Origin of the sequence: Listeria sp. Marseille-Q6474, from assembly GCF_946902005.1 — a bacterium.
GTDB classification, from domain to species: domain Bacteria; phylum Bacillota; class Bacilli; order Lactobacillales; family Listeriaceae; genus Listeria; species Listeria innocua.
On sequence record NZ_CAMPPS010000001.1, the window covers coordinates 69,988 to 94,203 of the forward strand.

The 24,216-nt window shown below is 37.1% G+C and carries 24 protein-coding genes, 1 pseudogene and 1 other annotated feature; of the genes and pseudogenes, 22 read left to right on the forward strand and 3 right to left on the reverse strand.

What is annotated here, in order from left to right; genetic code table 11:
* Window positions 1–26: 26 nt before the first annotated feature.
* Window positions 27–857: an NAD(P)H-hydrate dehydratase gene (locus OC533_RS00360; protein WP_003772085.1), complete on the reverse strand. Its 831-nt coding sequence runs from the start codon at window positions 855–857 to the stop codon at window positions 27–29.
* A gap of 104 nt (window positions 858–961) precedes the next feature.
* On the opposite strand from OC533_RS00360, the gene OC533_RS00365 reads away from it, so the two are divergent.
* From OC533_RS00365 to OC533_RS00405, 9 genes are all read left to right on the forward strand, one after another.
* A complete protein-coding gene (locus tag OC533_RS00365; RefSeq protein WP_070023869.1) occupies window positions 962–1,375 on the forward strand; it encodes an NUDIX hydrolase in 414 nt (137 codons plus the stop codon).
* A gap of 73 nt (window positions 1,376–1,448) precedes the next feature.
* Window positions 1,449–2,861: a dipeptidase PepV gene (gene pepV, locus OC533_RS00370; protein ID WP_185501164.1), complete on the forward strand. Its 1,413-nt coding sequence runs from the start codon at window positions 1,449–1,451 to the stop codon at window positions 2,859–2,861.
* 112 nt (window positions 2,862–2,973) lie between these two features.
* On the forward strand, window positions 2,974–3,843 hold the full coding sequence (gene dat, locus OC533_RS00375; protein ID WP_194323492.1) for a D-amino-acid transaminase: 870 nt from the start codon (window positions 2,974–2,976) through the stop codon (window positions 3,841–3,843).
* Between the two features lie 223 nt (window positions 3,844–4,066).
* The gene (locus OC533_RS00380; protein ID WP_003762499.1) at window positions 4,067–4,507 is read left to right on the forward strand and encodes a MarR family winged helix-turn-helix transcriptional regulator; all 441 of its coding nucleotides are present in this window, start codon (window positions 4,067–4,069) and stop codon (window positions 4,505–4,507) included.
* Complete coding sequence (gene mdrM / locus OC533_RS00385; protein WP_072218547.1) at window positions 4,504–5,979, forward strand: multidrug efflux MFS transporter MdrM; 1,476 nt, start codon at window positions 4,504–4,506, stop codon at window positions 5,977–5,979. Before OC533_RS00380 ends, mdrM begins: the two co-directional genes overlap by 4 nt.
* Window positions 5,980–6,182: 203 nt before the next feature.
* Window positions 6,183–6,965, forward strand: coding sequence for a phosphotransferase family protein (locus OC533_RS00390; RefSeq protein ID WP_045553091.1), 783 nt, complete (start codon window positions 6,183–6,185; stop codon window positions 6,963–6,965).
* Window positions 6,966–6,971: 6 nt separating this feature from the next.
* Complete coding sequence (trmB, locus tag OC533_RS00395; RefSeq protein WP_194323491.1) at window positions 6,972–7,616, forward strand: tRNA (guanosine(46)-N7)-methyltransferase TrmB; 645 nt, start codon at window positions 6,972–6,974, stop codon at window positions 7,614–7,616.
* Between the two features lie 61 nt (window positions 7,617–7,677).
* Window positions 7,678–8,526: an MBL fold metallo-hydrolase gene (locus OC533_RS00400; protein WP_194323490.1), complete on the forward strand. Its 849-nt coding sequence runs from the start codon at window positions 7,678–7,680 to the stop codon at window positions 8,524–8,526.
* A 133-nt stretch (window positions 8,527–8,659) separates the two neighbouring features.
* The gene (locus tag OC533_RS00405) at window positions 8,660–8,908 is read left to right on the forward strand and encodes a metal-sensitive transcriptional regulator (protein ID WP_194323489.1); all 249 of its coding nucleotides are present in this window, start codon (window positions 8,660–8,662) and stop codon (window positions 8,906–8,908) included.
* Between the two features lie 36 nt (window positions 8,909–8,944).
* Here the strand turns inward: OC533_RS00405 and OC533_RS00410 are convergent, their stop codons facing one another.
* Complete coding sequence (locus tag OC533_RS00410) at window positions 8,945–9,256, reverse strand: PepSY domain-containing protein (RefSeq protein ID WP_003762492.1); 312 nt, start codon at window positions 9,254–9,256, stop codon at window positions 8,945–8,947.
* Between the two features lie 196 nt (window positions 9,257–9,452).
* Between OC533_RS00410 and OC533_RS00415 the strand changes: the two genes are divergently transcribed.
* The 8 genes and pseudogenes from OC533_RS00415 (at window position 9,453) to OC533_RS00450 (ending at window position 17,606) form a co-directional block, all read left to right on the forward strand.
* Window positions 9,453–10,526, forward strand: a complete 1,074-nt coding sequence (locus OC533_RS00415; RefSeq protein ID WP_194323488.1) for a M42 family metallopeptidase — start codon at window positions 9,453–9,455, stop codon at window positions 10,524–10,526.
* Window positions 10,519–10,737 (forward strand): hypothetical protein, encoded by a 219-nt coding sequence (locus tag OC533_RS00420; protein WP_003772062.1) that lies wholly within the window; start codon window positions 10,519–10,521, stop codon window positions 10,735–10,737. Before OC533_RS00415 ends, OC533_RS00420 begins: the two co-directional genes overlap by 8 nt.
* A 110-nt stretch (window positions 10,738–10,847) precedes the next feature.
* Window positions 10,848–11,162, forward strand: a pseudogene (locus OC533_RS00425) (thioredoxin family protein); the annotation flags it as partial.
* Between the two features lie 34 nt (window positions 11,163–11,196).
* On the forward strand, window positions 11,197–11,997 hold the full coding sequence (locus OC533_RS00430; RefSeq protein WP_194323487.1) for a DUF1444 domain-containing protein: 801 nt from the start codon (window positions 11,197–11,199) through the stop codon (window positions 11,995–11,997).
* A 5-nt stretch (window positions 11,998–12,002) separates the two neighbouring features.
* Window positions 12,003–12,620, forward strand: a complete 618-nt coding sequence (gene ytpR, locus OC533_RS00435; protein WP_033532980.1) for a YtpR family tRNA-binding protein — start codon at window positions 12,003–12,005, stop codon at window positions 12,618–12,620.
* Between the two features lie 308 nt (window positions 12,621–12,928).
* A complete protein-coding gene (locus tag OC533_RS00440; RefSeq protein ID WP_194323486.1) occupies window positions 12,929–15,277 on the forward strand; it encodes a DNA translocase FtsK in 2,349 nt (782 codons plus the stop codon).
* Between the two features lie 295 nt (window positions 15,278–15,572).
* Window positions 15,573–16,916, forward strand: coding sequence for a UDP-N-acetylmuramate--L-alanine ligase (gene murC / locus OC533_RS00445; RefSeq protein WP_194323485.1), 1,344 nt, complete (start codon window positions 15,573–15,575; stop codon window positions 16,914–16,916).
* A gap of 144 nt (window positions 16,917–17,060) precedes the next feature.
* A complete protein-coding gene (locus tag OC533_RS00450) occupies window positions 17,061–17,606 on the forward strand; it encodes a peroxiredoxin (RefSeq protein WP_003762484.1) in 546 nt (181 codons plus the stop codon).
* A gap of 39 nt (window positions 17,607–17,645) precedes the next feature.
* Here OC533_RS00450 and OC533_RS00455 read toward each other — a convergent pair whose 3' ends face one another.
* On the reverse strand, window positions 17,646–18,758 hold the full coding sequence (locus OC533_RS00455; RefSeq protein ID WP_003762483.1) for a M29 family aminopeptidase T: 1,113 nt from the start codon (window positions 18,756–18,758) through the stop codon (window positions 17,646–17,648).
* A gap of 257 nt (window positions 18,759–19,015) precedes the next feature.
* Here OC533_RS00455 and OC533_RS00460 point away from each other — a divergent pair, with 257 nt between their 5' ends.
* The 5 genes from OC533_RS00460 (at window position 19,016) to tyrS (ending at window position 24,144) form a co-directional block, all read left to right on the forward strand.
* Window positions 19,016–19,471 (forward strand): DUF948 domain-containing protein, encoded by a 456-nt coding sequence (locus tag OC533_RS00460; RefSeq protein ID WP_003762481.1) that lies wholly within the window; start codon window positions 19,016–19,018, stop codon window positions 19,469–19,471.
* 21 nt (window positions 19,472–19,492) lie between these two features.
* Window positions 19,493–20,017, forward strand: a complete 525-nt coding sequence (locus OC533_RS00465; RefSeq protein WP_003772050.1) for a YtxH domain-containing protein — start codon at window positions 19,493–19,495, stop codon at window positions 20,015–20,017.
* A gap of 218 nt (window positions 20,018–20,235) precedes the next feature.
* Window positions 20,236–21,321: a bifunctional 3-deoxy-7-phosphoheptulonate synthase/chorismate mutase gene (locus OC533_RS00470; RefSeq protein ID WP_003767131.1), complete on the forward strand. Its 1,086-nt coding sequence runs from the start codon at window positions 20,236–20,238 to the stop codon at window positions 21,319–21,321.
* A gap of 234 nt (window positions 21,322–21,555) precedes the next feature.
* Complete coding sequence (gene ccpA, locus OC533_RS00475; RefSeq protein ID WP_194323484.1) at window positions 21,556–22,563, forward strand: catabolite control protein A; 1,008 nt, start codon at window positions 21,556–21,558, stop codon at window positions 22,561–22,563.
* Window positions 22,564–22,616: 53 nt separating this feature from the next.
* Window positions 22,617–22,825: a binding site (T-box leader), on the forward strand.
* 59 nt (window positions 22,826–22,884) lie between these two features.
* The gene (gene tyrS, locus OC533_RS00480; RefSeq protein WP_045554215.1) at window positions 22,885–24,144 is read left to right on the forward strand and encodes a tyrosine--tRNA ligase; all 1,260 of its coding nucleotides are present in this window, start codon (window positions 22,885–22,887) and stop codon (window positions 24,142–24,144) included.
* Window positions 24,145–24,216 lie beyond the last annotated feature (72 nt).

Here is a 24,216-nt window from a genome sequence, read left to right on the forward strand (position 1 = left end):
TCTTTAGATAAAGAGAGGATTTTTTATTAAGCATGTTCGTCTGTTTCGCTAAAAATTTTCAAATAGGTCGGTAACTCTTCAGCAATTTCAGTCGGCAACACAACATAGCGTTTTTTAGCTAAAATTTCTCCAATATAGCTATGAAGAAAAACAGCAGCTAATGTTCCGGTAAGCGGCTTCTCTGTTTGTGCCATCAAGCCACATATCGTTCCAGCGAGAGTATCGCCCATGCCACCTGTTGCCATTGCGGGAGTGCCGTACATATTTTGCCATGCTGATTCACCTGAATACACTTTTGTACGATGCCCTTTTAGAACAATCGTTGCGTCAATATGAAGTGCGACATCAGTTGGCGTTTCTGCTTCAGGTGCTAGTGCTTTCAGTCGTTCCCATTCACCTGCATGTGGTGTAAAGGTAAGCTTGGCGGCAGGATGAGGATTTTCCCCTTTTGCATAAATAGTAATACCATCGCCGTCAATAATTAGTTGTTGATGTTCTGTTGAATTTTGTAATACTAATCGAAAAATTTCTTCGGCATAGGCATCTAATCCAAGTCCAGGACCAATTAAAATGGTATCAAAATGATTAATTTGTTCACTTAGACTTGTGATGTTTTCGTAGTCAATAAACATACATTCAGGAATTCGTGTTTGCAGCGCAGGGCGATTAACACTATCTGAGGCCACCGTTGTTAAACCAGCACCACTTTTAACACAAGCCTCTGCAGCCATAATCGCGGCCCCACCAAATTGTTTATTTCCAGCGACAATTAAAACGCGCCCGTAATCACCTTTATGTGTTTCATCTTCACGTTTTGGAATCCACGCGCACATTGCTTTCGGTGTAATTTTCTTCACTTTTGTAAAACCTCCTTATGACACTGGCTTTTATCTACTCAACCGGGTAAAATAAAGAACAGATAAATCATGTTTATCTTAAATGATAAGGAGGCTTTTGTAAAATGAAACCTATATATCCTGCCGTAAAAGCAGTTATCGTAAAAGATGGTAAATTTTTAGCTCTTAAAAAAAGAGGCGTAGAAGGCGAAGTATTTGAACTTCCGGGAGGCCGTATGAACTACGGTGAAACTCACGGAGAAGCGCTTTTTAGAGAAGTTTATGAAGAAACTAAATTACAAGTCCAACCATTTATCTTATATGACACATGGGAGTTTTTTCATGAAGACTACCAAATTACAGGCGTTATTTATTTAGTGGAAATGCCTGAAGAAGGGGAAGTAGTGTTGTCTGATGAACACGAAGAATATCGCTTCTTACCACTTGAAAAAGAAAGTCTGAACATAATGGATGTCGTATTTTCTTCGCGGATGGAACGTTGGGATTTTGAAGCAATTAAAGGTTTTATGAGAAAATAGTAGTTCCGACTTCCAAGCGGCGTGAAAACAGTTTACAATAGAGAAGATAAGTTTGAAGGAGGGAATAATAATTATGACAGAAATTAATTGGCAAAAAGAAGTGGAATCACGTAAAGATGATTTCTTAGAAGATTTAAAAGGGCTTCTTCGCATTCCGAGTGTTCGCGATGATAGTAAAAAAACAGAAGATGCGCCGTTTGGACCAGATGTTAAACGCGCACTCGACTATATGATTGAATTAGGTAAAAAAGACGGCTTTACCGCGAAAGAAGTTGGTAATGTTGCTGGACACCTTGAATATGGTCAAGGAGAAGAACTTGTTGGCGTATTAGGACACGTTGATGTAGTGCCAGTTGGTGATGGCTGGACTAATGGACCTTTTGAACCAACATTACGCGATGGTAAACTATATGCGCGCGGAGTTGCAGACGACAAAGGCCCAACAATTGCTGGTTACTATGCGTTAAAAATTATTAAAGAACTAGGTTTACCTCTTTCTCGCCGCGTTAGAATCATTGTTGGTTCTGATGAAGAAAGTGGTATGAGCTGTGTAGAACGTTATTTTGAAACAGAAGAACAACCAACACTAGGATTCGTTCCAGATGCAGAATTCCCAATCATTCACGCTGAAAAAGGTATCTCAGAACTAGATGTATCTTTTAAAGACGGAGAAGCAAGCGGAGAAGCAGCATTCCGTCTACTTAGTGTAGAATCAGGCGAACGCTATAACATGGTTCCTGACCACGCTACAGCTATTATTGAAGACGTAAAAGACTTTGATAAAGTAGCAAGTGAATTTAAAACGTTCTTAGCAAATCATCCAATTGAAGGCTCATTAGAAGAAAACGGCAAAACAGTTAAAATCAATATCGTCGGAAAATCCGCTCATGCGATGGAACCAAATAATGGCATAAATGCTGGTCTTCACTTAGTAGCTTTCCTAGGTAAATTTAAATTAACTGGTGCTGCAAATGATTTTGTGACATTTGGTCGCGATTACTTATTCGGTGATTCTCGTGCTGTAAAACTTGGTATTAGCTATGAAGACGTAGAAAGTGGCGAATTAACAATGAACGTCGGCGTTATTCGTTATGATGTAGCAGAAGGTGGTAAATACGGTCTTAATTTCCGTTACCCAGTGACAGCTAATATGGATAAACTAAAAAATAAAATGCAAACAGTTGTATATGAGTACAACGCTCAATATACACATTACGATGATTCCAAACCGCTTTTCGTACCAAAAGATCACCCGCTTATTCAAACTTTACAAGAAGTTTATACAAAACAAACAGGTGAAGAAGCTACCTTGCTAGCGATTGGTGGGGGAACTTATGCACGTCATATGGAAACAGGAGTAGCGTTCGGCGCACTGTTCCCAGGCCGCGAAGATACAATGCACCAAAAAGACGAATTCAGCTATTTTGATGATTTATTAAAAGCTACTGCAATTTACGCAGAAGCACTTTACAAATTAGCGAAGTAAGGGTTATAATTGAAAAAATTAACTGCTGCAAAGCTTAGTTTTGTGGCAGTTTCTTTGTTTCATTAAGTTTTTAGATAGTTCCAAAAATTAACTATGCAAGGAGAGACTCGACATGAAAGTACTAGTAAATGACCGTTTAGTAGAAAGAAATGATGCTACAGTTGACGTAGAAGACCGTGGATACCAATTTGGTGATGGAGTATATGAAGTTGTTCGTTTATATAATGGTAAATTTTTTACTTATAACGAGCATATCGATCGTTTATACGCTAGTGCAGCAAAAATTGACTTAGTTATTCCTTATTCCAAAGAAACATTAAGAGCGTTATTAGAAAAATTAGTAGCTGAAAATAATATCAATACCGGAAATGTATATTTACAAGTAACAAGAGGCGTTCAAAATCCTCGTAATCACGTTCTTCCAGATGATTTCCCGTTAGAAGGGGTATTAACTGCAGCAGCTCGTGAAGTACCAAGAAATGATCGTCAATTCATAGAAGGTGGCTCAGCAATTACTGAAGAAGATGTACGTTGGTTACGTTGTGATATTAAAAGCTTAAATTTACTTGGAAATATTTTAGCGAAAAATAAAGCACATCAACAAAACGCACTTGAAGCTATTTTACATCGCGGGGAGCAAGTTACTGAGTGTTCTGCTTCTAACGTATCCATTATTAAAGATGGGGTTTTATGGACACATGCTGCCGACAATCTAATTTTAAATGGTATTACTCGTCAAGTTATTATTGATGTAGCGAAAAAGAACGGTATTCCTGTAAAAGAAGCCGATTTCACTTTAACAGATTTACGAGAAGCAGATGAAGTGTTTATTTCCAGTACTACAATTGAAATCACACCAATTACTCACATTGATGGAGTACAAGTTGCTGATGGAAAACGTGGTCCAATTACCGCTCAACTTCATAATTACTTTGTAGAAGAAATCGTTCGCGCTTGTGGCGAATTAGAATATGCAAAATAATAAATCCTAACCTTCCTTTTTTAAGGAAGGTTTTTTTATGTTTAGCCACCTATGTAAAAATTTATATAACTTTTTTATGCGTTGAAACGACTCATTTGGCTCCGCTTTCAGACGAAAACAACTGTTTTAAAGCAATTGACAAATTTTTTTGAAGGTGTATAATTCAAAAGGCTAATAGTTCGCATGCGAAATATTTGTGGGCGAACAGTACGGAGGGAAGTTAATGGATGAGAAGTTAGTAAAAGAGGTTATTTTCTCTTTTCGTGAAGTACAACGCAAAACGCATCACGTGCTAGCGGAAGAAGCTGCTAACCGTGAAATCACAACGACACAATTGCTTGCAATCAGAGAACTACAGAAAGAGTCGGATTTAACACTTGGTGAACTAGCAGAACGCATGAAACTTGGAAAAAGTACTGTTTCGGGCATTGTTGATCGCTTAGTAAAAGCCGGATTTTTAAAACGAACAAGAAATGAAAGCAATCGACGCGCGCTTAGCTTAGAATTAACCGAAAAAGGAGCGACGAAAGCTGCAGAAACGTATCATGTATTTTTTAACCGTTTAGAACCTATTTTAGAAATTGGCGAAGAAAGGTTAAAAGAAATGTTAGAAATGCATCAGGAGATAATTACTATTTTAGAAAGGGAAGGTGCACGAGATTGAATATGAAAGCAGCAAGTACATCAGTGAAGCGTAATGGTATTTTAATTGTTATGCTTATGGGCGCCTTTGTTACGATTCTCAACCAAACGTTGATGAATGTCGCGCTACCAAGTATTATGAAAGATTTTGGGATTACTGCCAGTCAAGGACAGTGGTTGTCTACTGGTTTTATGTTAGTAAATGGTGTCATGATCCCGATGACAGCCTTTTTAATTGAAAGGTTTACGACTCGTCAGCTTTACTTATTTGCGATGATTACTTTTGCAATTGGTACAGCTATTGGCGGATTTGCAACAGATTATACAATGCTTATTGCTGGTCGTATGGTACAAGCAATTGGCGCTGGGATAGTTATGCCACTTCTAACCGTTGTCGTATTAAACTTATTCCCGATGGAACGAAGAGGACGAGCGATGGGCTTAATTGGTCTAGCTATGAACTTTGCCCCAGCAATTGGTCCGACACTCTCAGGTTGGATTGTTCAGCAATATGATTGGCGCAATTTATTCTTTATTATTATTCCATTTGCAATACTTGATATTGTAGTAGCAATCTTCTTACTTAAAAATGTCGGTAAAAGAACTTTCCCGAAACTCGATATACTCGGAGTCATTATGTCGACTGTTGGGTTCGGTAGTTTATTACTTGGATTTAGTAACGCCGGAGATCACGACTGGTTAACGTGGAAAGTAGCCGGATTTATTATTCTTGGTTTAGTAGTATTAGGTATCTTTATCCGTTATCAATCAAGCAACAAAGCGCCACTTCTTAATTTTAAAGTGTTTAAATATCCAACATTTGCACTTACAACAGCAATTAGTTTCTTCGTTGTGATGGGGCTTTTTGGCGGTATGTTGTTACTACCGATTTTCTTACAAACTGTTCGAGGTTTTTCACCGCTTGAATCTGGTTTAGTCCTTTTACCTGGTGCGCTTGTTACAGCTATACTATCGCCGGTGACTGGGGTTATGTTTGACCGGTTTGGGGCTAAATATTTATCGCTAGTAGGCTTAATTATTATGGCAGGTTCAACCTTCATGTTTACAAATCTAGATGAATCAACCACGTTAACTTTTATTATTATCGTTCAAACTATTCGTTCTGCGGGTATGGCGATGGTTATGATGCCGCTTCAAACAGCTGCACTCAATTCACTACCACTAAAACTAGCTTCTCACGGTTCAGCGATGTTTAATACGATGAGACAAGTAGCTGGCTCGATTGGTACAGCTGCACTTATTACGGTAATGTCAAAAAGTGCCGCGAGTTTTGCAGATAAACTTGGTCCAGCTGATGTAATTGGAAAAACGAAAACAGAAGTTGCTAACCATGTGCTTATTCACGGAATTGAAACAGCCTTTTTAGTCGCAGGAATTCTTTCTGTAGTAGCTTGTATTTTAGCATTATTTATTCAAAAAAATAGAAGCGCAATGGATCCAATTGTTACTAAAACAGAAGAAATAAAAAATTAATTTAAAAGCGCATTCCATTTAATGAGAATGCGCTTTTTTCATGCAAAATAGTTCGATATATAAAAAAATACGCGGAACGAACATATGTTGACTTGACGAGAGCTCTTAAGAGAAGTAAAATCATGAATAGTTACCTATTTGTTCGGAAGTTAAAAACAGGGGATAATGAAGTTGCAAAGAGCTAATAAAAGGTGTGCATGTAAATGAAAGATAATTTTTTTGGGAGAGAATATGACATAGCGCCGGCTGGAGGGGAAACTGGCCAAGCATTTGTTGCAACACATGAAGACGAAAAATTCTTTTTAAAAAGAAATTCTTCGCCTTTTTTAGCAGCGCTTTCGGTAGAGAACATTGTTCCAAAACTCGTCTGGACAAGAAGAGTAGAAAACGGAGATGTTATCACTGCGCAAAAATGGGTGAATTGCCATATTTTAACTCGTGAGGAAATGGTTGGTCCTAGAGTGGCGAAACTCTTAGCGAAAATTCACCATTCGGAAAACTTACGCCATATGCTCGAAAAAATCGAAAACTGCTATTTTTCTGCCCACCAATTACTAGCTCGTCTAAAAGCAGAAATGGAAGCTAAAAATGAAGCTACGAAAGCAATGCTCACGGCAATTGAGTATTTAGAGCAAAATATTACAGCTGTCGAGAAAGCAGATTACGTCGTTTGTCACGGAGATGTCAACCACAATAATTGGATAATATCAGAAGAAAATGAATTGTTTCTTGTTGATTGGGACGGCGCAATGCTTGCTGATGCTGCAAATGATTTAGGAATGATATTATACCAATATATCCCGCGTGAAGGCTGGGATGAATGGCTTTCTAATTATGGAACAACACTAACTAGCGAATTACATCGTAAATTAAAATGGTATACACTTTGCCAAACCGTCATGCAACTTACGACCAACCAATCAGAAGAAGCATACGAACGAGCAAAACAAATTTTTCAAAATGCAATAGAAGATGATGAGGTGTAAAGAAAGATGCGTGTAAAACATAAACCATGGGCAAAAGATCGATTGGAAGAATTTCCAGCAATTTACATTAAAAACCCAGAAGATTTTAAGGGGCGCTGGCAAGAAGTATTTGGAAATAATAATCCTATTCATATCGAAATCGGTTCCGGTAAAGGCCAGTTCATTAGTGGTATGGCAAAAGCGAATCCGGAAATTAATTATATCGGCATTGAAATGATTGAAAGTGTCCTAGTTTCTGCGCTTGATAAAGCGATTGAAGCAGAAGTACCTAATTTGCGCCTTGTTGCAAGAGATGCCAAATTACTGGAAGAATCTTTTGAAAAAGGAGAAATAGCACAAATTTATTTGAATTTCTCTGATCCGTGGCCGAAAAAACGCCACACAAAACGTAGATTAACGAATCCAACCTTCTTAACTATTTATGAGCGACTATTACCAAAAGCAGGGGAGATTCATTTCAAAACGGATAACCGCAGCTTGTTCGAATATTCATTAGTAGCTTTTTCAGAATATAATATGTTACTAACTTTTGTATCACTTGATTTGCATAATAGCGATTACAAAGGGAATATAAAAACTGAATACGAAGAAAAATTTTCAGCTAAAGGATTCCCAATCTATCGTCTTGAAGCAAAATTTGATAGAAATTGACTAGGATAAACCAGGTGCACTTGCTGCATCTGGTTTTTATTTTTAATTGGAGGCGTTAAAAATGGATTCCATTCAAATTGGAGAAATAAAAGTTTATTGGTTGCGCGGAGGCTATACTCATTTTGACGGCGGGGCAATGTTTGGGGTAGTTCCAAAACCTTTATGGGAGAAAAAATATCCAGCAAATGAAAAAAATCAATTAGCTAATGTAACCGATCCGATGTTTTTTCAGTATTTAGGGAAAAATTATTTAATTGATAGCGGGCTAGGGAACGGGCGACTAACAGAAAAACAAAAGCGTAATTACGGGGTAACCGAAGAGTCTTTTGTATTAGAAGATTTAGCAAAACTAAATATTGCCCCTGAGGATATAGACTACTGTTTAATGACTCATTTACATTTTGACCATGTGTTAGGTTTGACTGGTTGTTCAGAAGAGGGTTATTATTCTATTTTTCCAAATGCGGAAATCTGGACTTCTGAAATTGAATGGGACGAAATGCAACACCCGAATATTCGTTCAAAAGCAACTTATTGGCAAGAAAACTGGCAAGCGATAAAAGGGCAAGTCCACACATTTACGAAAGAAAAACGATTTAATGATGCGATTAAAATGACTCATACTGGAGGACATAGTGCTGGACATTCTGCCGTTTGGTTTGAGTCCGGTGGAGAACTAGCGATTCATATGGCAGATATTTTTCCGACATTCGCTCACCAAAATGTTTTATGGGTAACGGCATATGACGATTATCCTATGACATCCATCGCGGCAAAACAAGATATTTTCACACAAACTTTCGGGAAAAATTATTGGTTTTTATCGTACCATGATGCTAGATTCCGAGCAGTTAAAATTGGCGCAAATGGAGAAATTGATGCTGAACTAAAAATAGAAAATCGAAATTAAGAAGTGGGATTCCGCTTCTTTTTTTGAGGGTATTTTTATTTTGTGTTATTATATAACTTATAAAGCTTTATTTAAAGCCAAAACAACAACCTGGGTAGGGGGTTCCTATCTAATATACTGTAAGGGGGTATATATGAAAAACGAACAAAAGAAAGCACTAGTAACAAGATTTGCGAAGATTGAAGGTCACGTACGTTCAATCAAAAATATGACAGAGGAAGAACGCGATTTAGAAACAATTATGCAGCAAATAGCAGCTGTGAAAAAAGCAATGGATGCAGCAGCAAAAGTGATTTATACAGAACAAATGAAAGAACTAATTGAGCAAGGCGTGGTGGACGAAGCTCTTATTAAAAAGAAAATTGACAGTTTTATTCGTTAAAAAAACGACTCCCCAAGTGGGTAGTCGTTTTAATTTTTAGGCTAAATACACATCAATGATTGTTCCTGTGTTAGCGTCTGCGATAAATTCGAATTGTTTTTTCTCGCCCTCACGAATGCAAGTGATACCACCGTGGTATACGAATGTATCAATGGCGAATTTTTTATAGTGTTGCTTTTTTAGTTGAATCCAAGAACCTTCAATAGGTCCTTCTTGTTTGAACGCATTTTTTACATTTTCTAAGATGACGTCCCCTGAAATTGTTTTATCGCTAAGTAAATAATGATAAACAAGGTGTCCAGCTGCTGCTCCTGCTCCAACGCCGGCAATGAAAGCTTTCCAGTTCATCGCTTTTCCTCCCTAGTGTTTGCTATTCTTTTTAAAAGACGTCTTACGAACATCTCTTTTAACCATTATACTACAAATTTTTGATTATAAAAGGATTTTTGAACGCGCTTTCGATAAAATGGAGAAGTATGGCGAGCGGAAACATCTTTTATTTGCTATAATAAAATAGATTTCACACGGAAAGAGATGATTATTAATGGAAAAAGAAACGTTAGCAATGTTTAAAGAATTAACGGAACTTCAAGGTACTTCGGGTGATGAACATAGAATTCGAGCATTTATGCGAAAAGAACTTGAACCGGTTTCCGATGAAATTATCCAAGATGGCTTAGGTGGCATTTTTGGCGTGCGACACGGAGCGACTGATGGTCCGCGCGTATTAGTTGCGGCCCATATGGATGAAGTTGGCTTTATGGTAACGCAAATTACAGACAATGGTTTGATTCGTTTCCAAACAATTGGTGGTTGGAATCCGCAAGTTTTACAAGCGCAACGTGTGCAAATTATGGCGCCAAATGGTCCTGTAATTGGCGTTGTAGCCTCTGTTCCTCCGCATTTACTATCAGAAGCGGAACGTAGCAAACCAACTGACCCGAAAAACTTACTTATTGATATTGGTGCAGATGATAAAGCGGACGCTGAAAAAATCGGGATTAAGCCAGGGCAATTTATCGTTCCTGTCGCTGAATTCACTCCACTTGCAAATCCAAAGAAAATTTTAGCTAAAGCGTGGGATAACCGTTATGGTGTCGGTCTTGCAATTGAGCTTATGAAAGAATTAAAAGGAGAATCTTTACCAAATACGCTTTTTGCTGGTGCGAATGTGCAAGAAGAAGTCGGTCTTCGTGGTGCGGGTGTAAGTGCGAACATGATTAAACCAGATTTATTCTTCGCGTTAGATGCTAGCCCTGCCAATGATACGACTGGTAACAAGTCGCAATTCGGTCATATTGGTCAAGGTTTCTTATTACGTATTTTTGATCGGACGATGATTATGCACCGTGGTATGCGTGAATTTTTACTTGATACTGCGGAATCAAATAAAATTCCTTATCAATATTTTGTTTCACCTGGTGGAACGGATGCTGGTAAAGTTCACACGTCACTTAGTGGTATTCCGAGTGCAGTAATTGGTGTTCCAGCTAGATATATTCACTCATCTAACTCGATTTTACATGTGGATGACTACGCTGCGGCGAAAGAAATGATTACAACGCTTATTCGCGGTTTGGATAAAACAACTTTTGAAACCATTAAAAATAATGCGTAAAATAATGAAAAAACCAGTATTCTTGGTTGGGTTTCTACTTTTAGCAGCAAGTCTAGTATTCTTAGTAGGTTATGCTACAGGGATACCTTACCTTCGCGATGCTGAAATTGGCTGGATCATTACCACTCTAATAGCGGGAGTGATGACGTTAATCGTTGGTTATTTTAATCTTTATATAGAAAAGAAAAAAACGCGATCTAAAGTACGGTGAAAAGTTTGGCTCTTATAACGGAGCCGGACTTTTTTCATGAGCGTTATTCTGGACGAAAGTTAGCTAAGGCGTTAGGATTTAACTAGTATGAAAGAAGAAGGAGCGAACAAAAAATGAAAAACTTAGAATCAGTAGAACAATTTAATGAGATAAAAGCGGAAGGTAAATCTGTTTTTATGTTTAGCGCTGATTGGTGCGGCGATTGTAAATATATTGAACCTGTAATGCCAGAAATTGAAGCTGAAAACGAGGATTTCACTTTTTATCATGTAGATCGAGATGAATTTATTGATTTATGTGCTGATTTAGCGATTTTTGGAATCCCTAGTTTCCTTGCTTTTGAAGATGGTGAAGAAGTAGGGCGTTTTGTTAGTAAAGATAGAAAAACAAAAGAAGAAATTAATGATTTTCTAGCTGCAATATAAAAAGTGACTGCTTTTTATGGAAGGGGAGGCACCTATGGCAAAAATGACGACATTAAAAATGAAAGAACGACTAGAGAAGGAACTGAATAAACCTAATCGGCAGTTTGCTTACGATCGAGATAGTGACACACTTTCGGTTACCCAAAATGGCAAAAAAGTAACTTTGGCTATCCCACAAATCATCGCAAATTATGAAAACGATGGTGAAGCTGCGATTGAAAAGATTATTTACTATGTCGAAGAAGGTTTTCTGGCTGCATCTGGAAACGTTGAACTCAAAAGCAATACAGCGAATATTTTTCCTGTTGTTAGAGCGACTTCTTTTCCTGATACCACCAAAGCGGGAGAAGTGCTATTAACAGATGAACATACCGCTGAAACAAAAATTTTCTATGCATTTGATTTAGGAAAATCCTACCGTTTCATCGAAAAAAACATGCTGGAAAAAGAAGGGCTTTCCCATGAAGAAGTCAGAAAAGCAGCCTTCGATAATCTGGGAAAACTAGAAATTCCGCTAAAAAAAGATTCGGTTAATGGGAATGATTTTTATTTCGTACGTACAAATGATGGCTATGATGCGAGTCGTTTACTAAATGTTAGTTTTCTTCAGCAAATGCGCGAAAAGCTAACCGGGGAAATGGTGCTTGCTGTGCCGCATCAAGATGTTTTAATTATTGGCGCTATCAAAGATAATACCGGTTATGACGTTCTGGCTCACATGACGATGGACTTTTTCGCAGATGGACTTGTGCCAATAACCTCTTTGCCATTTGTCTATAATAATGGTAAACTTGAACCGATATTTATAATGGCAAAAAACAGATTAAAGGAGTAGAAGACGTGATAGTAAACGCATTTTATAATGAAAAAGGGGTAGGGGACACTCTACTAATTGAAACAGGCGAAGTAACATTTGAAAATCGCGAGTGGGAGCGCCGTGGGGATGTCGCACGAATTTTTGACCGCGAAACAAAGCAAGTTGCAGGTTTCAATATTTTTAATAGCTCCAAATACTTTGACATTACTGCAAATGGCAAAGTAGATTTAACTGAAGAACTTGTTGCGTTAATGAATCAAGTTATCGAAAAAGCGGGATTTGAACCTGAAATCGTAGCTGATTTAACCCCGAAATTTGTAGTTGGGTACGTGGAGTCGAAAGAAAAACATCCGAATGCGGATAAACTAAATGTATGCCAGATTAATGTAGGTGGGGAAGTATTGCAAATTGTTTGTGGTGCCCCAAATATCGAAGCTGGACAAAAAGTAGTGGTTGCGAAAATCGGCGCAGTAATGCCTAGTGGTTTAATCATTAAACCATCTAATTTACGAGGCGAAGATTCTTTTGGTATGGTATGTGCCGCGCGTGAATTAGCCATTCCTAATGCGCCAACTGAAAAAGGTATTCTTGTTTTAGAAGATTCCGCTACTCCGGGAGAAGAGTTTCCGGTAAATTTTTAAATAATTGATTTTTTTAAGCGTCTGATGCTATATCGGGCGCTTTTTTGCTTGCTAAATTCGCTACTTTGTGAAAATGAGTAAAATGTAGAACAATATAACTTTAATTGTATACAATATATACATAAATCGTACAAAATAAAGATAATTTTCAAGGTATAATAAAAACTTATATCGGGTTTAAACCTAGTTGTATCAAGGTATTATAACGAATATGGCTCGAAAAATAGCGAATTCACAATTTTGTCATAGATTATTTTGTTTTTGTCTGTTAAAATCAAACAAGAAAATTAAATTTAGGGTGATAATGAATGGGATGGTTTAAAGATTTTTTCTTTGGCGATATGGACGAAGAAATAGATACATATGAAAATACGCCTACTAAAAAAGTAGAAAAGAAAGTAACGTATGCTCCTGAAGTAGAGCCGAAATCAAAAGTTACGGCAATTAAAACAAAAGAACGAAATACAAGAACTGTACGACCTACACCAAAAAGTGTAGTGCCAAAGCAAAAACACCTGCAACCAGTGAAACGGCAAGTGAAAACACAAATGGTATATCAATATCCGAAAGGTGAATTCCGCTTTCCGCTAATACCTGATAAGCCAGTCAGCCAACCAATTCAAACACAAAAACAAACGCAACCAACTAGAACTATGCATCAAACGAGCGAAAAGCCTGTTGTAAAAGAAGAAACAAGAAAACGTCCTTTTGCCGCAACAGATGTTCCTTCTCCTGTTTATGCATTTAATAAACGACCGAGTAAATTTGAGTTTGCAGTGTCTGAACCAGATGAAATTGCAGAAATCCAAGAAGATTTAACTATTCCTCCAGTGGATTTACCAGAATTAGCAGAAGCAGAAACAATTGCTTTTGATACAGAAATTGAAAAACAAATAGAAGACACTTACCCCGAAGAAGTTGGAATTGAGGAAGTAGTAGAAGAACCAGTTTTAGCTACTAATGAAGCTACTCCAGTTGAACCAGCTCCAAAACGCGTGACCCTTATTCAAGAAGAAACGACGCAAGTACCTAAACAAAAGAAACAAGTCGAAGCAAGTAGACAAGAACAAATGTTGAAAAGCAGAATTCCATTTAACGTTATGATGGTAAAAAAAGATAAACAAGCACTTCAAAAAGAACCAGCAGCTGAAATCGTTCAAGAGAAAGAAGTAATTACTGAAAATATTCAACCCGTTGCTATAACAGAAGAAAAACAAGTAGCACCAGAATATCCAAGCAATTATCAATTTCCGTCGTTCGGGTTGCTACATCCGCCCGTATCGAAACGAGAAGACGATTCATGGTTACAAATGCAACAAGAAATGCTAGATGAAACATTAGAAAATTTCAATGTTCATGCGAGCGTTGTTAATAGAACACAAGGACCCGCTGTAACTAGATTTGAAGTCCAACCAGAAAAAGGGGTCAAAGTAAGTAAAATCACTAATTTAACAGACGATATTAAGCTAAACTTAGCTGCAAAAGATATTCGAATAGAAGCTCCAATTCCAGGGAAAAGCACAGTTGGTATCGAGATTCCAAACCAAACAAGTCGTCCTGTGATGCTTTCTGAGTTAATGAATACAGAAGCGTTTCAATCATCTAAGTCGCCGTTAACTGCCGCACTTGGTCTTGATATTTCTGGAACGCCGATTATTACAGACCTTCAAAAAATGCCTCATGGCTTAATTGCTGGTGCTACAGGCTCCGGTAAAAGTGTTTGTATCAACTCATTACTCGTAAGTTTGCTCTATAAAGCGACTCCCGACCAATTGAAATTGCTTTTAATTGATCCAAAAATGGTTGAACTCGCTCCATATAATCGTATTCCGCATCTCGTCAGTCCGGTAATTACAGATGCAAAAGCAGCAACAGTTGCACTCAAATGGGCTGTAGAAGAAATGGAACGTCGCTATCAACTCTTTAGTCATACCGGCGTTAGAAACATGGAAAAATATAATGAATATGCAAGTCATCCTGATCATACCGGCGAAAAATTACCATATATTTTAATAGTTATTGATGAATTAGCTGATTTAATGATGGTTGCGCCGAATGACGTAGAAGAATCTATTAGTCGTATTGCACAAAAAGCGCGGGCATGTGGTATCCATATGATTGTAGCGACGCAGAGGCCATCTGTAGACGTAATTACCGGTCTTATTAAAGCTAACATTCCGACACGCGTTTCTTTCTCTGTGTCTTCACAAATCGATTCTAGAACCATCCTTGATGCAAGCGGTGCTGAAAAACTTCTTGGCAAAGGGGACATGCTTTTCTTACCAAGTGGTGCAAGTAAACCAGTGCGTCTTCAAGGGACATTTGTTAGTGATGAAGAAATCGATGCAGTCGTAGCTCATGTTCGTAGCCAAGGGGAGGCAGATTACATCTTTGAAGAACAAGAGTTACTTGTAAAAGAATCGGTTAAAGAAAACACTGATGAATTATTTGAAGAGGCCTGTGACTTTGTTTTAAGCCAAAATGCCGCATCTACCTCTTTACTGCAAAGACATTTTAGGATTGGTTACAACCGAGCGGCTAGATTAATGGAATCTCTTGAGAATCATCAAATAGTTTCAGGAATTAATGGTTCTAAGCCACGAGATGTTATCATCACGAAGGACCAATTGGCTAAACTCAGAAACAAAGAAACTTAATTTTATAGTACTAAAATAACACGATACTTAATTAGTTTTACAAATCACCTGTATTTTCATGAGTAATTTCGCTTATATTTGCTGAAAGATTTTTCTAATTACATGGAAAGTGATATAATAAGCTGGTGAATTATTGACTCAACTATGAAATCAAGCATAAAACACAATTGGAACGTAAGATGATGTCTAGAAAACGGAGACTTTATACTGTTTTCAAAGTTAAGACTTGGTGCTTAACAGTTAACATGTTTTTTTTAGGCACCCTCTTCAAGATAAATTAATGGGGGTTCAAATAATGACTATCTATCATTTTGTTGGAATAAAAGGGTCGGGAATGAGTGCACTTGCTCAGATCCTGCACGATAAAGGTTTTCAAGTGCAAGGCAGCGATGTAGACAAATATTTTTTCACGCAGAAAGCATTGGAAGAAAAACAAATTCCAATTATGACGTTTTCAGAGGATAATATAAAAGAAGGCCTAACAATTATTGCTGGTAATGCATTTCCAGATACACATGAAGAAATTGAGCGTGCTAATGAGCTTAATCTTCCCGTGATTCGATATCATAAATTTTTAGGTCAATTAATAGATGGCTATACAAGTATTGCAATAACTGGTTCTCATGGTAAAACATCGACAACTGGTCTTCTTTCTCATGTGGTCGGTGCCATTCGTCCCACTTCATATTTGATTGGTGATGGAACTGGTAGTGGCACAAAAGATGCTAAATATTTTGCGTTAGAAGCTTGTGAGTATCAACGCCATTTCCTTGCGTACAAACCAACTTATGCAATTATGACCAACATTGACTGGGATCACCCAGATTATTTCAAGAGCGTAGATGATGTATTTAATGCATTTGAAACGCTTGGTAAACAAGTGAAAAAAGCAGTTTTTGCCTTAGGAGACGATGTTGAACTACGCAAATTATCGTTAGACGTTCCGATTATTTACTTTGGCTTTGGTTCAGAAAACGAATTTCAAGCTAAAAATGTTAAAAAAGAAACTACTGGAACTAAATTCGACGTCTATCATCGCGACGAGTTTTTAGCTTCATTTGAAATTCCTGCTTACGGAGATCATAATGTTTTAAATGCCTTAAGTGTTATTGCGCTTTGTGACTATGAGGGATTACCAGTAGACGAAGTGAAAAAAGAATTAAAAACTTTCGAAGGTGTAAAAAGAAGATTTAGCATTACTGAAAAAGGAAATCAAGTTTTAGTAGATGACTATGCGCACCATCCTTCAGAAATTCGTGCGACTGTTAATGCTGCTAGACAAAAATATCCAAATAAAAAAATCGTTGCTGTATTTCAGCCGCATACATTTACAAGAACGCGCACCTTCTTACAAGGTTTTGCAGATAGCTTGAATTTAGCAGATGAAGTTTATCTTTGTGATATTTTTGGCTCTGCGCGTGAAAAAACTGGTAATTTAACTATTGCTGATTTAGCGCATAAAACCAAAGGAAATCATATTATTAAAGAAGAGCACACAGAAGAATTATTACAATATCCAGAAGCGGTTATTTTGTTTATGGGAGCAGGGGATGTCCAAAAATTCCAAGCTGCCTATGAAAAAGTTCTAGATAACGAAATCGTGGCTAATGAAGTTCTGAAGAAAAGCGCGATTAATTAACTTTCAGTAAAGCGTGTCATTTATTTGGCATGCTTTTTGCTTGTTTATAATTATTATAAATAAAGCTTTACACGATTTGATAGGTGTATTAAAATATACCATGTGATACAAAATACAACTACATAGATTAATGGAGGGATAAAAGTGGCAGAACGTTTAGTAGGCACACAAGCTCCTAGATTTGAAATGGAAGCTGTTATGCCAAATCAGACTTTTGGAAAAGTAAGTCTAGAGAAAAATATAGAAGACGATAAATGGACAGTTCTCTTTTTCTATCCAATGGACTTTACCTTTGTTTGTCCGACTGAAATTGTAGCGATTTCCGCTCGGTCAGATGAATTTGATGCATTAAATGCGCGGATAATTGGTGCTTCAACAGATACGATTCATTCCCATCTTGCATGGACGAATACACCGATTAAAGAAGGCGGAATTGGAAAATTAACCTATCCTCTTGCTGCGGATACTAATCATCAAGTAGCAAGTGATTACGGGGTACTAATTGAAGAAGAAGGCGTGGCACTGCGCGGACTTTTCATTATTAATCCAAAAGGTGAAATTCAATACGAAGTGGTTCATCATAATAATATTGGTCGTGAAGTTGACGAAGTGTTAAGAGTACTTCAAGCTTTGCAAACTGGTGGACTTTGCCCGATTAACTGGCAACCAGGCGAAAAAACAATTGTTTAAACTATAAAAGCGCTTAGGAGCATATCCTAAGCGCTTTTCTTATACTAAGTTTTCTGGATTAAGAGGAGCTAATTCTGGAAGAACGAAAATGCCATCTTTACGAATAAGCACATCATCAAAGTAAATTTCGCCGCCACCATAATCAGCGCGTTGAATATTTACTAAATCCCAGTGAATGGCTGATTGATTGCCATTAAATGCTTCATCGTAGCACTGGCCAGGAGTGAAATGGAAACTTCCTTCAATTTTCTCATCAAAAAGAATATCTTGCATTGGTTCGTGGATAAACGGATTGACACCGATAGCAAATTCCCCAACAAAACGAGCACCTTCATCAGTATCTAAAACTTTATTAATGCGATCTGTATCATTGGCAGTTGCTTTAATAATTTTTCCGTCTTTAAAAGTGAAAGAGACATTTTCAAATGTGAAGCCTTGGTATGGTGAAGGCGTGTTATACGTAAGTGTTCCATTGATAGAATCACGAACTGGAGCAGTAAATACTTCGCCATCTGGAATGTTCATTTCGCCCGCGCATTTAATTGCCGGAATATCTTTAATACTAAATGTTAAATCTGTTCCTGGTCCAACTAAGTGCACTTTATCTGTTTTATTCATCAGTTCTACTAAACCGTCCATTGCAGTGCTCATTTTACCGTAATCTAAATTACATACATCAAAATAGAAATCTTCAAAACCAACCGTGCTCATTTTTGCAAGTTGTGCCATGGAGGAGCTTGGGTAACGGAGCACGACCCATTTAGTTTGTTTTACACGAATGTCAGAATGCATTTTGCCAACAGTCTCACCGTGAATTTTTAATTTATCTGCGGGTACATCAGATGTTTCGTTGATATTATCACCAGCACGTAAACCTATGTAAGCATCCATTTCTTTCATAACATTACCTTCGAACTCGGCAATTTTTTCATATTGAGCACTATCAGCACCGAGCATCATCGCACGGTCGATTTGTGGTTCTTTTAAAGAAACGAACGGGAATCCTCCAGCTTTATATGCTTCTTCTACTAAAGCCATTACTAGTTCTTTTTGCACACCGAAGTTTTCGATTAATACTTTTTCCCCAGCGCCAAGTTTGACGGAATAGTTGATTAAATTATGTGCTAATTTTTCGATTCTTGCATCTTTCATATTGTACCCTCCCTAAAATTTAACAAAATAAGCCTAAAAAACAAGCCTGTTTCTATTTTACTCCAAATTACGCTAAAAGCAACCTTCTATAACAAATTAGCGGGTTTCTTTCATATTAGTTTATTTTTCAGCAGTTACTTGCTAAAATGAAGCTAATACCTTTTCTTTTTTACATTTTGTACATAGATTCATTAGAGAAGAAAGTTTTAGAGGGGAATACTCAGGGTATAGAAAAAAGAATATGGAGGTGTGGATAGATGATAGTAATTTTGTATATTGCAGCACTCATTGCCGCAATTGCGCTTTTAGTTATTGCCATCTATTTGGGAAAAACGTTAAAATCAACTTCCCAAACAATGGATGAGGTAGCTAAATCGTTAGAAAAAATAACAGTAGAAGTACAAGGGATTACAGGACAATCACAAAAATTGCTTGATAAGACCAATACACTTCTAGAAGATGTAAATGGCAAAGTTGCGAAAGTTGATCCAGTTTTTGATGCAGTTGGTGATATTGGGACTTCTTTACTAGGATTAAGTCAATCTGTTCGCGAACTAGCAACACTCGCAACTAACAAAGTAGAACAAAATGAAGCAAAAATTTCTCAAGCTGTCTCAATTAGCAATTCAATTCTTTCTTTTAGAGAAAAGATGAAAGCGAATAAAGCAGCGAAAGAAGCCGCAAAAGAAGCTCGAGAGCAATCTAATTTCTAATATAATTTGGAGGGATTTACAATGGCAGAAAAAGATGGTATTAATACAAAAGATTTTCTAATCGGTGGTTTAATTGGTGCAATCGTTGGTTCAGCCGCAGCACTTCTATTTGCACCTAAATCAGGTAAAGAACTACGCGAAGATTTAAATACACAGGTAGATACAATTAAAGAAAAAGGCAACCAATGGAAAGACGTTGCTTATGAAAAAGGTATCGAAATCAGTGGTGTAGCAAAAGGAACAAAAGATAAATTAGTAGATTCCGCTGGCGGGTTTGTTGATGTTGTTAAAGACAAATCAGGCAAATTAGCTGATACAGTTTCTAAACAAAGTAAAGCTGTGAAAGAAGTTGTTTCACAAAATAAAGAAGAAAACCAAGAAGCTGCTAAAAAAGCGGCAGAAACAGTAAAAAATGAAGCGAAAGATGCTGCAAGCGATGTAGAAAAAGCAGCAGATAAAGCAAAAAAAGAAGCAAAAAAATCATTAGATGATGGCAAAGATGAAGCGAAAAAAATTGCTTCTGATGTGAAAAAAGAAGTAAAATAAGATTAAGTTAAAAAACAGCCTTGCGAGGCTGTTTTTTTTATACAAAAAAAGCAATATCCGCTTGTAATTTATTTTAAAACGTGTTAACATTAGTTTTACATTATTCACTTTAATGCTTAAAAGCGATTAAGTATAAAAGTGGATTCGTGACAAATTATCTGTTTTCCTCTATAATGAGAAATAATCTTGGAGCAGATTTTTAGAAGGGTGGAAGTAAAATGGTTAATACAAATTTAGAGGAACTTAGAACAGAGGTGGATCAATTAAATATTGATTTGCTTGAATTAATCAGCAAACGTGCCAATTTGGTACAAGAAATCGGTAAAATCAAAGGAACACAAGGTTCTCTACGTTTCGATCCATTACGTGAAAGAGAGATGCTTAATACGATTCTTGCAGCAAATAAAGGACCTTTTGAGGATAGCACGGTTCAAAAATTATTTAAAGAAATTTTTAAAGCGGGACTAGAACTTCAAGAAGAGGATCATTCAAAAGCATTACTTGTTTCTAGAAAAAATAAAAAAGAAGACACGATTGTTACTGTTAAAGGTTTACCAATCGGAAACGGTGAACCCGTATTCGTTTTTGGGCCTTGTTCCGTAGAATCTTACGAACAAGTGGCTGCAGTTGCTGAGTCTATTAAAGCAAAAGGTTTAAAACTTATTCGCGGTGGAGCATTTAAACCACGTACTAGCCCATATGACTTCCAAGGATTAGGCTTAGAAGGCTTAAAAATTCTTAAACGTGTATCAGATGAGTATGGTTTAGCTGTTATTAGTGAAATCGTAACTCCAGCTGATATTGAAGTTGCACTTGATTATGTAGATGTTATTCAAATCGGTGCAAGAAACATGCAAAACTTTGAATTACTTAAAGCAGCAGGTCGTGTTGATAAACCGATTTTACTTAAACGTGGCTTATCTGCAACGATTGAAGAATTTATCGGTGCTGCTGAATATATTATGTCACAAGGTAACGGTAAAATTATTCTATGTGAACGCGGTATTCGCACATATGAAAAAGCAACAAGAAATACTCTTGATATTTCTGCCGTGCCAATCTTGAAAAAAGAAACGCATTTACCAGTAATGGTCGATGTAACACATTCTACTGGCCGAAAAGATTTATTACTTCCATGTGCTAAAGCTGCCCTTGCTATTGAAGCTGACGGCGTAATGGCTGAGGTTCATCCGGATCCAGCTGTTGCTTTATCTGACTCTGCACAACAAATGGATATTCCTGAATTTGAAGAGTTCTGGAATGCAATTTTAGCTAGTAACCTAGTTCCTCACAAAATCAAATAATCTCGAAAAGCCCTGGTACGCCAGGGTTTTTTATTTTGGCCAAAACTAATAATGCATAATTGGTATTTAATACTAATATTCAATGCCGTTTCGGTATGAAAATAAATGAAAATAAAGAGTAAAAACAATTGCATATCGAAAAAAGTTATCGTATTATTAAGGGAAGGCAAGTTTGTTTCCGTTTACAATGGTATATAGAGCCATTAAAATAATGAATATGGAGAGTGAATAGGGATGAATGTAACAATTTATGATGTTGCTCGTGAAGCGAATGTTTCTATGGCGACGGTATCTCGGGTAGTTAACGGCAATCCGAATGTTAAACCAGTAACAAGAAAGAAAGTATTGGATGTTATTAATCAATTAGGTTATCGTCCTAATGCAGTAGCTAGAGGTCTTGCAAGTAAACGTACAACGACTGTCGGTGTAATTATTCCTGATATTTCTAACGTTTTTTATGCAGAGCTTGCGCGCGGAATTGAAGATATTGCTACAATGTACAAATACAATATTATCCTTAGTAATTCGGACGAAAATGAGGATAAAGAACTTCAAGTACTAAATACACTGCTTGGTAAACAAGTAGATGGTATTATTTATATGGGTGAACGAATTTCTGAACAATTACAAGAAGAATTTGACCGTTCTCCTGCACCAGTAGTTTTAGCTGGAGCGGTAGATATGGAAAACAAATTAGCTTCTGTTAATATCGATTACAAAGAAGCGACAAAAGAAGCAGTGAAACGTTTTGTAGATAATGGACATAAGCAAATCGCTTTTGTTAGTGGTTCCTTAAATGAGCCTGTAAACCGTGAAATGAAATTGGCTGGTTATAAAGAAGCGCTAGAAGAAGCTGGTATTACTTACCAAGAAGACTACATTATTGAAGCAAAATACAATTACAATGCTGGTGTAAAAGTTTGGGAAGAATTAAGTGCATTATCTAAGAAACCAAATGCTGTTGTTGTTGCGGATGATGAACTAGCAATCGGAATTTTAAATGCGGCATTAGATGCTGGTATTAAAGTTCCTGAAGAATTAGAAGTCATGACAAGTAACAATACAAAATTAACATTAATGTCACGTCCACAACTTTCTACAATCATACAACCTTTATACGACATTGGAGCAGTAGCAATGCGTCTATTAACAAAATTAATGACGAATGAAGAAGTAGACGAAAAAACAGTTATCCTTCCACATAGTGAAAAACTACGTGGGACTACAAAAGAAAAAAAATAAGTTGACAGCATTTTTAGCGGTATGTTATAAATGTATGTATACTTTTCATAACGAAAATGACTATGAACGGACGAAGTAGTTGCTTATTCTTATTCCTAGAGAGCTAGTGGTTGGTGGAAACTAGTAGAGATAAGTAGACGAATTACATCCCGGAGTCACGCTGCACAGGATAATGGTGCGGCCGGTGTTGAGCCGTTATTTTTTGAAGTAGGATTTTTTCCTAAAAGTAGGGTGGTACCACGTTAATTAATACGTCCCTTCGCTAAACTGTTTAGCGGAGGGGCGTTTTTTATGTCCAAAAATAAAAGGAGAATGATGAAAATGAATATTATTGATGAATTAGAGTGGCGCGGAGCTATTTACCAGCAAACAGATGAAGAAGGATTACGCAAATGGGTAGAAGAAAAACAGATTTCTTTGTACTGCGGGATTGATCCATCTGGAGATTCGATGCATATCGGTCATTTAATTCCATTTATGATTTTACGCCGTTTCCAAAACGCTGGGCACCGTCCGATTATTTTAGTTGGTGGAGCGACAGGAACAATTGGTGACCCAAGTGGTAAAAAAGAAGAGCGCAAGTTGCAGTCGATGGAACAAATTAGCAAAAACGTCGAAAGCTTACGTGTCCAACTTGGAAAGATTTTTGATTTTGAGGGTGATTCGGCTGCTAGCATGGTAAACAACTATGACTGGACGAAAGATGTGAGTATTCTTGATTTCTTACGGGATTACGGAAAAGAATTCAATGTAAACACGATGCTTTCAAAAGATATTGTCGCTAGTCGTTTAGAAGTGGGAATTTCGTTTACAGAATTTGCTTACCAAATTTTACAAGCGATGGACTTTAATCATTTGTATGAATTTAATGATTGTCGTCTGCAAATTGGTGGTAGTGACCAGTGGGGGAATATTACTGCTGGACTAGACTTAATTCGTAAAAAACAAGGTGAAAATGCCAAAGCTTTCGGTCTAACAATTCCACTTTTAACAAAAGCTGATGGAACTAAATTTGGGAAATCAGAAGGTGGCGCGATTTGGTTAAATCCGGAAAAAACAACGCCATACGAATTTTACCAATTTTGGATTAATACGGATGATCGCGATGTAGTGAAATACTTGAAGTACTTTACATTCTTGACTGAAGCTGAAATTGATGAGTTAGCGAAACAAGTGGAAGAAGAACCACATTTACGAGCTGCACAAAAAACGTTAGCTGCTGAAATGACTAAATTTGTGCATAGTGAAGAAGCGTTAGAACAAGCGCTTAAAATTTCAAAAGCATTATTCAGTGGGGATGTAACAGCTCTAACTGCGGATGAAATTGAACAAGGTTTCAAAGATGTGCCAACATTTGTAGCGGAGGATGTAGAAGTAAACCTAGTAGATTGGTTAGTATCACTTGGGATTGAACCGTCAAAACGCCAGGCTCGTGAAGATGTAACTAACGGAGCAATTTACATTAACGGTGAACGTCAGCAAAACGTGGAAAAAGTAATTGATGCAAGTGACCGGATTGAAAATAAATTTACAATTGTGAGACGCGGGAAGAAAAAATACTTCTTAGTTTCTTATAAATAAGAAGAAAAGCACTCGTTTTTAAAGGCGAGTGCTTTTTTGTGCATAAAAAAACCTTACAACCACAACCGAAGT

What these genes read in the sequence shown, in the direction of transcription:
- OC533_RS00365 (WP_070023869.1), top strand. Translation starts at nt 962, where the DNA reads ATGAAACCTATATATCCTGCCGTAAAAGCAGTTATCGTAAAAGATGGT.
- pepV (WP_185501164.1), top strand. Translation starts at nt 1,449, where the DNA reads ATGACAGAAATTAATTGGCAAAAAGAAGTGGAATCACGTAAAGATGAT.
- dat (WP_194323492.1), top strand. Translation starts at nt 2,974, where the DNA reads ATGAAAGTACTAGTAAATGACCGTTTAGTAGAAAGAAATGATGCTACA.
- OC533_RS00380 (WP_003762499.1), top strand. Translation starts at nt 4,067, where the DNA reads ATGGATGAGAAGTTAGTAAAAGAGGTTATTTTCTCTTTTCGTGAAGTA.
- OC533_RS00390 (WP_045553091.1), top strand. Translation starts at nt 6,183, where the DNA reads ATGAAAGATAATTTTTTTGGGAGAGAATATGACATAGCGCCGGCTGGA.
- trmB (WP_194323491.1), top strand. Translation starts at nt 6,972, where the DNA reads ATGCGTGTAAAACATAAACCATGGGCAAAAGATCGATTGGAAGAATTT.
- OC533_RS00400 (WP_194323490.1), top strand. Translation starts at nt 7,678, where the DNA reads ATGGATTCCATTCAAATTGGAGAAATAAAAGTTTATTGGTTGCGCGGA.
- OC533_RS00405 (WP_194323489.1), top strand. Translation starts at nt 8,660, where the DNA reads ATGAAAAACGAACAAAAGAAAGCACTAGTAACAAGATTTGCGAAGATT.
- OC533_RS00410 (WP_003762492.1), bottom strand. Translation starts at nt 9,256, where the DNA reads ATGAACTGGAAAGCTTTCATTGCCGGCGTTGGAGCAGGAGCAGCAGCT.
- OC533_RS00415 (WP_194323488.1), top strand. Translation starts at nt 9,453, where the DNA reads ATGGAAAAAGAAACGTTAGCAATGTTTAAAGAATTAACGGAACTTCAA.
- OC533_RS00420 (WP_003772062.1), top strand. Translation starts at nt 10,519, where the DNA reads ATGCGTAAAATAATGAAAAAACCAGTATTCTTGGTTGGGTTTCTACTT.
- OC533_RS00430 (WP_194323487.1), top strand. Translation starts at nt 11,197, where the DNA reads ATGGCAAAAATGACGACATTAAAAATGAAAGAACGACTAGAGAAGGAA.
- OC533_RS00440 (WP_194323486.1), top strand. Translation starts at nt 12,929, where the DNA reads ATGGGATGGTTTAAAGATTTTTTCTTTGGCGATATGGACGAAGAAATA.
- murC (WP_194323485.1), top strand. Translation starts at nt 15,573, where the DNA reads ATGACTATCTATCATTTTGTTGGAATAAAAGGGTCGGGAATGAGTGCA.
- OC533_RS00455 (WP_003762483.1), bottom strand. Translation starts at nt 18,758, where the DNA reads ATGAAAGATGCAAGAATCGAAAAATTAGCACATAATTTAATCAACTAT.
- OC533_RS00460 (WP_003762481.1), top strand. Translation starts at nt 19,016, where the DNA reads ATGATAGTAATTTTGTATATTGCAGCACTCATTGCCGCAATTGCGCTT.
- OC533_RS00465 (WP_003772050.1), top strand. Translation starts at nt 19,493, where the DNA reads ATGGCAGAAAAAGATGGTATTAATACAAAAGATTTTCTAATCGGTGGT.
- OC533_RS00470 (WP_003767131.1), top strand. Translation starts at nt 20,236, where the DNA reads ATGGTTAATACAAATTTAGAGGAACTTAGAACAGAGGTGGATCAATTA.
- ccpA (WP_194323484.1), top strand. Translation starts at nt 21,556, where the DNA reads ATGAATGTAACAATTTATGATGTTGCTCGTGAAGCGAATGTTTCTATG.
- tyrS (WP_045554215.1), top strand. Translation starts at nt 22,885, where the DNA reads ATGAATATTATTGATGAATTAGAGTGGCGCGGAGCTATTTACCAGCAA.